This is a genomic window from Nocardiopsis sp. MG754419 (genome assembly GCF_018207095.1).
In the GTDB taxonomy this organism is placed as follows: domain Bacteria; phylum Actinomycetota; class Actinomycetes; order Streptosporangiales; family Streptosporangiaceae; genus Nocardiopsis.
On record NZ_QOCZ01000009.1, the window covers coordinates 53,664 to 65,929 of the forward strand.

At 69.7% G+C, this 12,266-nt stretch carries 11 protein-coding genes; 8 read left to right on the top strand and 3 right to left on the bottom strand.

Annotated elements, in window-relative coordinates; translation table 11 throughout:
* Positions 1-37 precede the first annotated feature (37 nt).
* Complete coding sequence (locus DSY14_RS03245) at positions 38-667, bottom strand: DJ-1/PfpI family protein (protein ID WP_211714911.1); 630 nt, start codon at positions 665-667, stop codon at positions 38-40.
* 676 nt (positions 668-1,343) lie between these two features.
* Here DSY14_RS03245 and DSY14_RS03250 point away from each other — a divergent pair.
* Positions 1,344-2,720, top strand: coding sequence for a GntP family permease (locus tag DSY14_RS03250; protein WP_211714912.1), 1,377 nt, complete (start codon positions 1,344-1,346; stop codon positions 2,718-2,720).
* Between the two features lie 38 nt (positions 2,721-2,758).
* Here the strand turns inward: DSY14_RS03250 and DSY14_RS03255 are convergent, their stop codons facing one another.
* Positions 2,759-3,469, bottom strand: a complete 711-nt coding sequence (locus DSY14_RS03255; RefSeq protein ID WP_211714913.1) for a FadR/GntR family transcriptional regulator — start codon at positions 3,467-3,469, stop codon at positions 2,759-2,761.
* A 133-nt stretch (positions 3,470-3,602) separates the two neighbouring features.
* Between DSY14_RS03255 and DSY14_RS03260 the strand changes: the two genes are divergently transcribed.
* Both DSY14_RS03260 and DSY14_RS03265 read left to right on the top strand, forming a co-directional pair.
* Positions 3,603-4,118: a gluconokinase gene (locus DSY14_RS03260; RefSeq protein WP_211714914.1), complete on the top strand. Its 516-nt coding sequence runs from the start codon at positions 3,603-3,605 to the stop codon at positions 4,116-4,118.
* Between the two features lie 178 nt (positions 4,119-4,296).
* Positions 4,297-4,791, top strand: a complete 495-nt coding sequence (locus tag DSY14_RS03265; protein WP_307851113.1) for a hypothetical protein — start codon at positions 4,297-4,299, stop codon at positions 4,789-4,791.
* Between the two features lie 191 nt (positions 4,792-4,982).
* Here DSY14_RS03265 and DSY14_RS03270 read toward each other — a convergent pair whose 3' ends face one another.
* The gene (locus DSY14_RS03270; RefSeq protein ID WP_211714915.1) at positions 4,983-5,387 is read right to left on the bottom strand and encodes a hypothetical protein; all 405 of its coding nucleotides are present in this window, start codon (positions 5,385-5,387) and stop codon (positions 4,983-4,985) included.
* A gap of 384 nt (positions 5,388-5,771) precedes the next feature.
* Here DSY14_RS03270 and DSY14_RS03275 point away from each other — a divergent pair, with 384 nt between their 5' ends.
* The 5 genes from DSY14_RS03275 to DSY14_RS03295 all read left to right on the top strand — a co-directional run bounded on the left by DSY14_RS03275 (position 5,772) and on the right by DSY14_RS03295 (position 11,924).
* Positions 5,772-7,439 (top strand): ABC transporter substrate-binding protein, encoded by a 1,668-nt coding sequence (locus DSY14_RS03275; protein WP_211714916.1) that lies wholly within the window; start codon positions 5,772-5,774, stop codon positions 7,437-7,439.
* A 264-nt stretch (positions 7,440-7,703) separates the two neighbouring features.
* Positions 7,704-8,708 (top strand): ABC transporter permease, encoded by a 1,005-nt coding sequence (locus DSY14_RS03280; RefSeq protein ID WP_211714917.1) that lies wholly within the window; start codon positions 7,704-7,706, stop codon positions 8,706-8,708.
* Positions 8,708-9,754 carry an ABC transporter permease gene (locus DSY14_RS03285; RefSeq protein WP_211714918.1) on the top strand — a complete coding sequence of 349 codons (1,047 nt, stop codon included), beginning with the start codon at positions 8,708-8,710 and terminating at the stop codon, positions 9,752-9,754. The genes DSY14_RS03280 and DSY14_RS03285 overlap by 1 nt, the downstream gene beginning before the upstream one ends.
* Positions 9,755-9,756: 2 nt before the next feature.
* On the top strand, positions 9,757-10,833 hold the full coding sequence (locus tag DSY14_RS03290; protein ID WP_211714919.1) for an ABC transporter ATP-binding protein: 1,077 nt from the start codon (positions 9,757-9,759) through the stop codon (positions 10,831-10,833).
* On the top strand, positions 10,830-11,924 hold the full coding sequence (locus DSY14_RS03295; RefSeq protein WP_211714920.1) for an ABC transporter ATP-binding protein: 1,095 nt from the start codon (positions 10,830-10,832) through the stop codon (positions 11,922-11,924). The genes DSY14_RS03290 and DSY14_RS03295 overlap by 4 nt, the downstream gene beginning before the upstream one ends.
* The last annotated feature ends 342 nt before the right edge of the window (positions 11,925-12,266 follow it).

Here is a 12,266-nt window from a genome sequence, read left to right on the forward strand (position 1 = left end):
GCGCACCCGTCGCGCGCGCCGTCCCCGGGAGTGTGGATCAGCCCTCATCCGCCAGGGTCAGCGAGGCGTCGTCGTGCAGGGCGTAACGGCGGTACCAGGCGTCCAGGAATCTGGGGGAGTGCCCCTCCAGCCGGCCCAGGATCTCCCGCGCGAACTCCACCGGGGCCGTCGGGGCCGCGGTGATCAGATCGCCGTCGGTGACCGCCAGTCGGGCCCGGTAACGGTGGGCGCCCGCGTAACCGGTGATCGCCAGGTCCTCGCGGGAGACCCCCGTGTGGTCGCGGTAGTCCAGCAGGCCCTCCCGGGCCAGGCCCACCGTGGCCGAACCGATCGCCCCGACGGGGACCCCCGCGTCCAGGAAGATGCCGGCGGCCGAGACCAGCGGGGCCATCACCTCGGGTGCCCAGTCCCACTCCGCCGACCCCGGTAGCACCAACATCGCGCTCGCCGACGGTTTGAGCTGCGGCAACGTGATGTCGGGGAGGATGGTGAGCCCGCCCGCGGTGGTGATCGGGGCTCCGGTGAGTCCCACGGTGACGACGTCGCGGCCCCCGTACCCGTGCGGGCCCGGCCCTGAGCGCACGTGTGCGACCGCGTGACCGTAGTGCCAGTCGGCCATCCGGTCGTACACGGCGAGGTGGAGGGAGGTGGGGAGCTCTGCGTTCATGGCATGAGGTTGGGGTCTTGGGCGGTGGGGTGTCAATTTTCGGAAACCGGGGTTTCGGGGTTCACCGTTCCCGTCTTCGGTTTTATTCGTGGGTGCCGTGAAAATACCGGTCTGGTGGTTCGGAGGGGGCGTGTGCCGCGCCACCTGCGGAGCGTGCGTCTCACGAGACCCGTCCACCCTGGCCCGGCCGAGGAGCGTCGCGTCGGCGGCGGCCCGGAACGGCATGGCGACGGCCGCGCCGACCTCACCGCGCGGTGGGTGCCGGTGTGGCCGTCGAGGAGGGCGGCGCGCCCGGGGCCGAGGGAGGGTCGTTGCGTGTCGCGGTCCGGGGAGCGCCGACACGCGGCGTTTCGGACCTTGTCGCACCGTCGTTTTCGGCTGTGTCGGTGCCCGGATCGACGCCGTCGACGCGGTGGGTGCCCGCGCTCGGAGGGCTCCCCCGCCGCTCCGATCGGACCCGGAGGAAGGCCCGGAGGCGATCCAACCAATGTGCTCTGTTTCGAGGTGATTTCACCTGATTTGGGTGCTGTGACCTGCGTCTCCATCACAGAAGCTCACTGAGGTGTTCACAGGACCTCACAAATGGTATTACCATTCTCGAAGCCTGATCCAAGACCAGGTCACGGCGGTGCCCGGTGCCCGCCACGTCCCACCCCGCCCACTGGAAGGCTCCGTCGTGGAGAACTTCGCACCCGTCTACGGCACGGGTCCCCTCCTCGGGATCGCGGCGGGCGCCATCGCGCTCCTGCTGTTCCTGATCATCCGCCTCAAGGTGCACGCGTTCATCGCGCTCGTGCTCGTCAGCGTGATCACCGCCCTGGCCGCGGGGATCCCCGTCGACGCGGTGGTCCCCACGCTGTTGGACGGCTTCGGCGGCACCCTCGCCAACGTCGCCCTCCTGGTCGGCCTCGGCGTGATGATCGGTCGCATGGTCGAGATCACCGGTGGTGCCGCCGTGCTCGCCGGCGCGCTCATCAAGCTGTTCGGCGAGAAGCGTGCCCCGATGGCGTTGGGCGTGGCGTCCCTGCTGTTCGGCTTCCCGATCTTCTTCGACGTCGGTCTCATCGTCATGTTGCCGATCGTCTTCAGCGTCGCCCGCCGCGTGGGCGGTTCCGTGCTGCTCTACGCCCTGCCCACCGCGGGCGCCTTCGCGGTGATGCACGCGTTCGTGCCGCCGCATCCCGGTCCGGTCACCGCAGCGGTCGAGATCGGCGCCGACATGGGCCTCACCCTGCTCATCGGCACGCTGTTGGCCATCCCCACCTGGTACCTGGCCAGCTACCTGTTCGGTCTGTGGGCGGGCAAGCGCTGGGAGATCCCCGTCCCGGACGACATCATGTCCAACGGTGACGTCAAGCACGAGAACCCGCCGCACCTGGCGACGGTCATCAGCGTCCTCCTCCTGCCGATGCTGCTCATCTTCGCCAACACCGGCATCACCACGGCCATCGCCACGGGCGCGGTGCCCGAGGACGCCGTGTGGGTGCAGACCATGCGCCTGGTCGGCGAGACCCCCATCGCCCTGCTCATCACCGTGATCTACGCGATGATCGTGCTCAGCAACGGTCGCTTCACCCGCCAGCGGGTGGAGGAGATCGTCGGCGGCGCGCTCGGACCCGTCTGCGGCATCATCCTCATCACCGGCGCCGGTGGCATGTTCGGCGGCGTCCTGCGCACCAGCGGCATCGGCGACGCCCTCGCCGGCAGCCTGGAGTCCACGGGGATGCCGGTCATCGTGGCGGCCTTCATCATCGCCCTGGCCCTGCGCGTGGCGCAGGGGTCGGCCACCGTCGCCATCACCACGGCCGCGGGTCTCATCGCTCCGGCGGTCCAGGCCACCTCGGGTCTGACCTCCATCGACCTGGCCCTGATCGTGATCGCCATCGCCTCCGGCGCCACCGCGTTGTCGCACGTCAACGACTCCGGGTTCTGGCTGGTCGGCCGGTTCCTGGGGATGGACGTCAAGACCACGCTCAAGACCTGGACCGTGATGGAGACGCTCATCGGCTTCATCGGCTTCGGGTTCGCGTTCGGCCTCTCGCTGGTCCTGTAGGGGAGCGGGGCGTGGTCACCGAGCGACCCGGGAAGGGTTCACCGCCGCGAGGGACGGGTGTTCTTCAGTGCGTCGGCGACCTCGGTGACGATGGCCCGCATCGCCGCCTCGGCCACGTCCGGCAGCCCGTCCCGGATGGCCTGCGCCACCGCCATGTGCAGGCGCAGCGCCTCCGGGCGCGGCTGTTGCGGCATCAGGTCGTAGGAGGTGCGGCCGACCAGGACCTCGGTCACCACCTCCGCCAGCCCGGACAGCATCTCGTTGCCGGACAGCTCCAGGATGCGTCGGTGGAAGGTGACGTCCAGCTCCATGAAGGTGTCGAGTTCGCCCGCCTGGCCGGTCCGGATCATCTGCTCGGCCAGCACCACGAGCCGGGCCCGCTCGTCGGAGGGGCCCCGTTCCGCCGCCAGGGCGGCGGCGCCCGGCTCCACTGCGGCGCGCAGTTCGTTCAGGGAGCGCAGTTGTTCCATGCGTCCGTCCCCGGCCAGGCGCCAGCGGATCAGCTGCGGGTCGAAGACGCTCCAGTCGCTCTGGGGCCGCACCCGGATCCCGGTACGGGGGCGGCTGACCACCAACGCCATGGACTCCAGGACCCGCACCGCCTCGCGGGCGACCGTCCGGGAGACACCGAAGTCCCGTTCCAGGCCGCTCAGGGTGAAGGTGTGACCGCTCGCGTACTCACCCGCGGCGATCGCGGGGCCGAGCACCGCCAGCACCCGGTTGTGCAGTGTGCGGTGCGTCGTGCCCATCGGCGGTTCCCTCGAACTTCCCGGATCAGCTGCAGCGGCCGCGACGGGCCGGGGTCAGGCTGAAGCCTAACCGGAATGATTGATACCACTATTGATGGCGACGCCGCGGGGCGGGCCACGAGCAGGAGAGACCATGCACTTTGTCTTCATGGGTGTGGCGGGCAGTGGCAAGACGAGCGTGGCCGAACGGGTCGCGCACCGTCGGGGGCTGCCCTTCGCCGAGGCGGACGCGTTCCACCCCGAGGCCAACATCAGCAAGATGGCCTCGGGGATGCCCCTGACCGACGAGGACCGCTGGCCGTGGCTGCGGGAGCTGGCGGGGTGGATCGGTGAGCACGAGGCCCGGGGCGCGTCCACGGTGATGGCCTGCTCGGCGCTCAAGCGCGACTATCGCGACGTCCTGCGGACCGGGGCCCCGGGCGTGCACTTCCTCCACATGCACGGCCCGTCCGAGGTCATCTCACAGCGGATCGACGCCCGCGAGGACCACTTCATGCCGCCCGCGCTGCTGAGATCGCAGCTGGAGACCCTGCAGCGGCTCGACGCGGACGAGCCGGGGCGCGAGCTCGACGTGCGCGGTGACCTGGACCTGCTCACCGCCGAGGCCCTGGAGTACGTGGGGGAGCGGCTGCGGTCCGCGGAGGTCTGAGCCGGGGTGGTGCGGCGCCCTGCTCCGCCGCGTCCTCTGTCCCGCGGGCGACCGTGCCCGGGGTTCGCACCCGGTCCCACCACGCGGATCATCGGCCCTCCGTCACACGACGAGCACGGTCCGTTGTGTGGGCTTGCTCCACTTGTGCAGTCGGGCGCGGCACGCGACCCTGTTCGTCATGCAAGACTCCCGATCGTCCCCCACCCTCACGGTGTCCCGTCCCTTCAGCGTGCTCCCCACGCCCCGACAGAGCCTGCTGGCCCAGCGTCACCCCGGAGTGCGGCCCCCGCAGGACGTGCGCCAGACCTGCGTCCTGATGTTCGTCTCCGCGATCCTGTTCGGTGGGCTGGCGTACCTGTCCTGGACCATGCTGTCCGAGGGCGCGCCCTCGGTGGTGGTGTCCGACCTGTGGCTGCTGCTCGTGGTGGCGTCCCTGGTCGCCCTCGGCCTGGCCGGGTTGGCGATGCCCGTCCGGCGCGCCGGATACGTGCTCTGGCGCGCCTCCCAGTTCGGCTCCCTGGTCGCCTTCGGCACCGCGTTGTTCGCGCTGTTCCTGGCGGCCAGGCTCGCCGACACCCCGCTGCTGCTCGCGGGGGTGGTCGTGGCGCTCTTCGCGATCATCGTCAACATCGCGCTGTGGAGCACCAACGTGCGTCGCTGGTGCGACCGGTAGCTCCGGCGCCTCGGGAGCGGCCCACGAGGGCCCGCACGGCCTCCCCGGTTCGTGCGACCCACCCGCGGCCGGCGGTTCCCCGCCGACCGTCGCGGCGTCCCCCACGCCCCCGCTCCCCGTCACCCGTCTCTCCGACTCCCTGATACGGCGAGGGCCCGGTGGTCTCCCACCGGGCCCTTCCTCGTGTGCGATCAGTCCTCGTCCTCACCATCGGCCAGGACGTGCAGTCTGGCCAGGTGCTCTCCGTCGTCCTCGCCGTGACGGGTGACGTAGGCCTCGCGGGCCTCGTCGGCGACGTCACCGATCTCGTCGTCGAACCCGTAGTCGATCAGGTCGTCCAGCAGGTCGAGCACGCGGTGCAGGGGATCGCCGTCGTCGGGGTCCTCCTCGGACTCGTGCGGAACGTGGGCGGTGACCCGAGACAGCACGAGGGCTCGTGCCTCCTCGACCGCGCTCTCCGCTCCGGCGGCACCGCTCAGGCGGATGCGGGTGATGGGGTCCTCGTCGGCGATCAGCATCAGCTGTTCGGCGAGCCAGGCGCTGTCCTGACCTTCGAGGAACGCGGTGAGGGCCGCGTCGTCCAGGGGAGTGTCCATTCGCAGATCATAGGACGGTCACCGGGCCGTCCGGTCCGTCGGCTCCGGGTGGGGCCCGCGCCGACCCCGTCACCCCGGGTGATCTGAAATCGGACGAAAAGCCTCATTGTGTCGAGAAAGTTAATTCATCCCATGACGGGATGCCGCGCTGAATTCGTGTCAACATGCGCACTCAGCGTCACCGAATTCGGCTTTTCGTTGCCCCCCGAAAGAACCCGAACAGTTGAACACCTGTGTGCCAAAACCCGAGCTATGGATCACGGCACAGATCTGAAACGGTTGTATTAATACCCAGCCGTCTATCTTCCCAGGGGGTCACGGGCCGGTTTAGGGTCCACATCATCGTTCTGGGCCTCAACCCCACGTCCCCCTGAGGTGGACCACATGTTCACGAAGTCTTCCCGAAAGCCGCTCGGCCTGGTGGCCGTCGCGGCGTCGCTCACCCTGGTGGCGACAGCCTGTGCGGAGAGTGACCGCGACTCCGCCGACGGCGACCAGCCTTTCGTCTTCGGATCCGCAGGTGACATCACCTCGCTGGACCCTTTCCTCACCAACGACGGTGAGACCTTCCGGTACAGCCGACAGGTCTTCGAAACCCTCCTGGACCACGAATCCGGTGGTTCGGAAATCGTCGGTGGCCTCGCCGAGACCTGGGAGCAGTCCGAGGACGGAACCGTCTGGACCTTCGATCTCCGCGAGGGCGTGACCTTCCACGACGGCGACGAACTCGACGCCGAGGCCGTCTGCGCCAATTTCGACCGCTGGTACAACATGACCGGCGCGTACCAGAGCTCCAACCTCTCGTACTACTGGCAGTCGATCTTCGGTGGGTTCGCCGAGCCGGACGAGGACTTCAGCACGGGGGAGTCGCGTTTCGTCTCCTGTGACGCCGAGGACGAGCTCACCGCCGTCATCGAGATCTCCGAGTACTCCTCGATCTTCCCCGGCGGGTTCAGCCTCGCGGCCTTCGGCATCATGAGCCCCACCACCCTGGAGGCCATCTCCGACGAAGAGGTCACCGGCGAGGAGGGCAACCTCACCCTCCCCGAGTACGCCCAGGTCGCCGGCTCCCTCGCCGGCACCGGTCCGTTCACCGCCGAGGAGTGGAACCAGGACCAGGCGGAGGTCACCCTCCGGCGCAACGACGACTACTGGGGCGACCCGGCGGGCTTCGAGACCATGATCCTGCGGGCCATCCCCGACGAGACCGCCCGCCGTCAGGCGCTGGAGGCCGGTGACATCCACGGGTACGACCTGGTCGCCCCGGCCGACGTGGCCCCGCTGGAGGACGCCGGTTTCCAGGTGCCCACCCGTGACGTGTTCAACGTCCTGTACCTGGCCTACCAGCAGGAGAGCCACGAGGCGCTCGGCGAGATGGAGGTCCGTGAGGCCCTCTCCCACGCCGTGAACCGCCAGCGCATCGTCGACACCATCCTCCCCGAGGGCGGCGAGGTCGCCACGCAGTTCCACCCGAACACCCTCGACGGGTGGTCCTCGGACGTGCGGACCTTCGACTACGACCCGGAGCTGGCCCGCGAGATGCTCGCCGACGCCGGTTACGAGGACGGCTTCGACGTCGAGTTCTGCTACCCGACCGAGGTCACCCGCCCGTACATGCCCGCTCCCAAGGACATCTTCGACGTCATCACCGAGGACCTCCAGGAGGTCGGCGTGACCGTCGAGGCGACCCCGTACGAGTGGTCCGTGTACTCCGGCCAGGTCGACAGCGGCAACTGCCCGATGTACCTGCTCGGGTGGACCGGCGACTACAACGACGCCTACAACTTCATCGGTACCTGGTTCTCCACGCACAACGACGCCTGGGGCCTGGACGACGACGAGCTCTTCGACCGGATGAACGAGGTGAGCACCAACCCGGACGAGGAGGAGCGCGTCGCGGGCTACGAGGAGCTCAACGAGCTGGTCATGGACGCCCTTCCGGGTCTGCCCATCTCCAGCTCCCCGCCCTCCATCGCGTTCGCCCCGGACGTCGAGCCGCCGAACGTCAGCCCGCTGACGCAGGAGATGTTCTCCGAGGCGTCCTGGAAGTAGGACCTCCCCACCTCGACCCGAGGTGATGGGTCGCACGGGCCCGATCGTCGACGACGGTCGGGCCCGGAACCACGGGGGTTCCTCGACGGAACCCCCGTGCCGTGGGCCCCGTTCGCGCGGGGCCCACACGTGGGCCTCCCCACGGCGGTGTTCCCCCGTCGCCGCACCTCCCCTGGGGCGCCCCACTCCACCCGATCATCCCGCCACACCCCGGCGGGGACGCTTCGCGTCCAACGTTCTCACCACTGGCGAAAGGCGGCGAAGGTGCTGCGATTCATCGTCAGGCGACTCCTTCAGCTCATCCCGACCCTGGGTGGCCTGTCGATTCTGTTGTTCGTCTGGCTGCAACGGTTGCCGGGCGGGCCGGAGTACGCCCTCCTCCCCGACGACGCGACCGCCGAACAGCGCGCGATGCTGCGCCGGTCGCTCGGCCTGGACGAACCGGTCATGGTTCAGTACCTGGCCTTCCTGCGACGTATCGTCCAGGGCGACCTCGGCACCTCCCTCCAGACCGGACGTCCGGTCCTGGACGAGTTCTTCCTGAGGTTCCCCGCCACGTTCGAGCTGGCCGTGACCGCGATGCTCATCGCCGTCACCATCGGTCTGCCGCTCGGCTACCTGGCCGCGCGTCGGCGCGGCACCGCCCTGGACTTCGCCGCCGTCGGCGGCTCGCTCCTGGGTATCTGCACCCCGGTCTTCTTCCTCGCGTTCATCCTCAAGGTGGTCTTCGCCGAGCGCCTGGGCCTGTTCCCGTCCGCCTTCCGGCTCTCGCCCGGGATCAGCCGCACCGACATCACCGGGTTCGTCGTCCTGGACGGCATGATGACCCGTGAATGGGACGTGGTCTGGGACGCGGTCGCGCACCTGGCACTGCCGGGTCTGGCGCTGGCGTCCATCCCGCTGGCCGTGATCACCCGTATGACACGCGCGAGCGTTCTGGAGGTCATGGGCGAGGACTACGTGCGCACCGCCAACGCCAAGGGCCTGCACCGCGGCACGGTCCGCACCCGCCACGTGCTGCGCAACGCCCTGCTGCCGGTGGTCACGGCCGTCGGTCTGCTCGCGGGCAGCCTCTTCGCCGGTGCGGTCCTCACCGAGAGCGTGTTCGCCTTCCCGGGTATCGGCTCGTTCGTCTACATCGCCACGCAGGAACGCGACTACCCGGTCCTCACCGGGTTCATCCTGCTCATCGCCACCATGTACGTGCTCATCAACCTCCTGGTCGACATCTCGTACAGCCTCCTCGACCCGAGAGTGCGGGCCCAGTGATGCCTACGACACCGAGCTCCCAGAACCCCTCCGAGAGCCCCGAGACGCAGGGCGCCGAGGACACGATGACCGAAGAGAAAGTGCCCTTCCACAAGCGCAAGGCCGCCAAGGTCGACCGGCTCGCCGAACTCATGGGCGACCGGAGCGACGGCGGCCACGGCGCCGGGATCTGGCGTGAGGCCTTCGCCCGGATGCGGCGCAGCCCCATGGCGATCACCGGCGCGATCATCGTCGCCGTGTTCCTGCTGGTGGCGCTGTTCTCTCCGCTCATCGCGCCCTACAGCCCCACGTCCCAGGCCTGGGGCAGCGAGGTCTTCCCCAACCGCAACGAGTTCGTCGGCCCGCGCGCCGAGAACTGGTTGGGCCTGGACCACCTCGGCCGCGACATGTTCTCCCGGATGGTGATCGGCGCCCGCCAGACCCTCATGGTCGGTGTGGTCGCCACCCTCGTCGGCTTCCTGTTCGGCGCGCTGCTGGGCGGCGTCGCCGGTGCCTGCTCGGTCCTGGGCGGCCGTTGGGGACGTCAGGTGGACAACGCCATCATGCGCGTCATCGACATGATGCTGGCGCTGCCCGCGCTGCTGCTCGCCGTCACGGTCGCCGCGCTCATCGGCCCCAGCCTGACCACCGTCATGATCGCGGTGGGCGTCGCGCAGATCCCGATCTTCGCCCGCCTGTTGCGCGGTGCCATGATCTCCCAGGGCAACCGCGAATACGTGCTCGCGGCCCAGGCGATGGGGGTGCGCAACCACAAGATCGCGCTGACGCACATCCTGCCCAACTCCATGGGCCCGGTGATCGTGCAGTCCACGCTCACCCTGGCGACCGCCATCATCGACGCGGCCGCGCTGTCCTACCTGGGGCTGGGCAACCCCAACGCGAACTTCCCGGAGTGGGGCACGATGCTCTCCGAGGCCCAGCGGTTCCTGTCCAGCGCCCCGTCCCTGGCCGTCTACCCGGCCCTGGGCATCATCATCACCGCGCTCGGTTTCACCCTGCTGGGTGAGTCCCTGCGCGAGGCGCTCGACCCGAAGTTGAGGAAGTGACCATGAGTTCCAGCACGCCGCTGTTGGCGGTGGACGATCTGTCGGTGGTGTTCCACCGGCGCGGGTCCGGTGAGACGCGCGCCGTCGACGGGGTCTCCTTCAGTCTGGAGGAGGGTCGCGTCACGGGCCTGGTCGGCGAGTCCGGTTGCGGTAAGAGCGTCACCTCCCTGGCCCTGATGGGGCTGCTGCCCGACCGTGGGGTCAAGGTCGGGGGCAGCGCCGTCATGCGGCTGCCGGACGGTGAGGCGGACCTGCTCCGCATCTCCCAGCGCCGCATGCGCGACCTGCGCGGGTCCCAACTGGCGATGATCTTCCAGGACCCGCTCAGCTCGCTCAACCCGGTGGTCCCCATCGGGCTGCAGGTCACCGAGATCCTCAAGCGTCACCGGGGGTTGCGCGGCAACGCGGCCCGCAAGGAGGCGGCCGACCTGCTGTACCGGGTCGGTATCCCCGACCCCACGCGACGGCTCAACGAGTACCCGCACCAGCTCTCCGGCGGTATGCGCCAGCGTGCGCTCATCGCCATGGCGGTGGCCTGCCGTCCCCGTCTGATGATCGCCGACGAGCCCACCACCGCCCTGGACGTCACCATCCAGGCGCAGATCCTGGAGCTGCTCAAGGACCTGGTCACCGAGGAGGGCACCGCCCTGCTCATGATCACCCACGACCTCGGCGTCGTGGCCGGTCTGTGCGACGACATCAACGTCCTGTACGCCGGTCGGGCCGTGGAGACCGCGCCGCGGCGACCGCTGTTCGCCGACCCGACCCACCCCTACACGGTGGGGCTGCTCGGCTCCATCCCCAGACTCGACGCTCCCCGCGGCGAATCGCTCACGCCGGTGCGCGGGTCGGTCAACGACAACATCGCCTGGACGGACGGGTGCGCCTTCGCGCCCCGGTGCGACCACTACACGATGGACTGCCTCCAGGGGCCGCCCCCGCTCGTGGAGGTCGGCGACGGGAACGGCGGGGGGCACGTGCACCGGTGCGTGAACCCCATCGGCCACGCGGACGTGGTGGACCGGGAGGTCCTGGAGAGTCCGGCCGTGGTCGGCGACGACGAGGAGGAGCGGGGATGAGCCTGCTGGAGATCAAGGACCTCAAGGTCCACTTCCCGATCAAGAGCGGCGTCATCATCGACCGCACGATCGGGCACGTCCAGGCCGTCGACGGTGTGTCGCTGAGCGTTGAGAAGGGCCAGACCTACGGTCTGGTCGGCGAGTCCGGATGCGGCAAGACCACCCTGGGCCGGGCCGTCCTGCGCCTGAACACGATCACCGAGGGCGAGGTGTGGTTCGGCGGTCGCGACCTGGCCGGACTCGACGCCGAGTCCATGCGCCGCGAACGCGCCAACCTCCAGATGGTCTTCCAGGACCCGCTGGGCAGCCTCAACCCGAGGCAGAACGTCGGCGCCATCCTCATGGAGGGGCTCGAGACCCACGGGATCGGCGGCCCCGAGGAGTTCCCCGAGGGCACCTCCGCCAAGGAACGACGCCGTCTGGTCGAGAAGGACCGTCAGACCCGGGTCGTGGACGCCCTGGAGCGGGTGGGCCTGTCCGCCAAGGCGCTGAAGCGCTACCCGCACGAGTTCTCCGGCGGACAGCGCCAGCGCATCGGTATCGCGCGGGCGCTGGTCCTCCAGCCGGACCTCATCATCTGCGACGAGCCCGTCTCGGCGCTCGACGTGTCCATCCAGGCGCAGGTGCTCAACCTCCTGGAGGAGCTCCAGGAGGAGATGGGCCTGACCTACCTGGTGATCGCGCACGACCTCGCGGTGGTGCGCCACGTCAGCGACGTCGTGGGCGTCATGTACCTGGGGTCGCTCGTGGAGGAGGCCACCAGTGACGAGCTGTACGAGACCCCGGTACACCCCTACACGCGCTCCCTGATGTCGGCGGTGCCGGTCCCCGACCCCACCGTCGAGGACACCCGGGAGCGCATCCTGCTCGCCGGCGACCTGCCCTCGCCCGCCGACCCGCCGACGGGCTGCCGGTTCCACACGCGTTGCCCCTGGCGGCAGGAGACGCTCTGCGACACCGAGCGCCCCGAACTGCGCCCGTTGAAGAGCGGGACCCACCGGGTGGCCTGCCACTACGCGGAGCAGATCCTGTCCGGTGAGATCCAGCCCAGCGAGGAGCGGGCGGAGCGGATCGTGCACGGCGGGGGCTGATCCGATCGCGCACGCCGGACGGCGCGGGTGCCCCGACCGGGGCTCCCGCGCCGTCGTCGTCCGGCCGCGCGGGCCGGATCCGTGGCCCGGGTGCGCCGGCCGGAGGCCCGCCGGGCCGCATCGCCGGGGCGGTGGCGGCGCCGGTCCGCCTCGCCTGCGGGTACGGTCCGCCCGGGTCCGAACCCGTGCCCGGACCGGGCGCGTATGACAGGTGTCATCGCCGTGGCGCGGCGAACCTCATGGCGCACGACTGACAGCGGTGACTGCACGGTGAGTCCCCTCTTTGTCAGGCTGGGGGCATGCCTTCCACCGACCCCGGGGCGACCCCCGTCACCTCCGTAC

Coding starts and splice junctions, on each gene's coding strand:
- DSY14_RS03245 (WP_211714911.1), bottom strand. CDS start 667: ATGAACGCAGAGCTCCCCACCTCCCTCCACCTCGCCGTGTACGACCGG.
- DSY14_RS03255 (WP_211714913.1), bottom strand. CDS start 3,469: ATGGGCACGACGCACCGCACACTGCACAACCGGGTGCTGGCGGTGCTC.
- DSY14_RS03260 (WP_211714914.1), top strand. CDS start 3,603: ATGCACTTTGTCTTCATGGGTGTGGCGGGCAGTGGCAAGACGAGCGTG.
- DSY14_RS03265 (WP_307851113.1), top strand. CDS start 4,297: ATGCAAGACTCCCGATCGTCCCCCACCCTCACGGTGTCCCGTCCCTTC.
- DSY14_RS03270 (WP_211714915.1), bottom strand. CDS start 5,387: ATGGACACTCCCCTGGACGACGCGGCCCTCACCGCGTTCCTCGAAGGT.
- DSY14_RS03275 (WP_211714916.1), top strand. CDS start 5,772: ATGTTCACGAAGTCTTCCCGAAAGCCGCTCGGCCTGGTGGCCGTCGCG.
- DSY14_RS03285 (WP_211714918.1), top strand. CDS start 8,708: ATGCCTACGACACCGAGCTCCCAGAACCCCTCCGAGAGCCCCGAGACG.
- DSY14_RS03290 (WP_211714919.1), top strand. CDS start 9,757: ATGAGTTCCAGCACGCCGCTGTTGGCGGTGGACGATCTGTCGGTGGTG.
- DSY14_RS03295 (WP_211714920.1), top strand. CDS start 10,830: ATGAGCCTGCTGGAGATCAAGGACCTCAAGGTCCACTTCCCGATCAAG.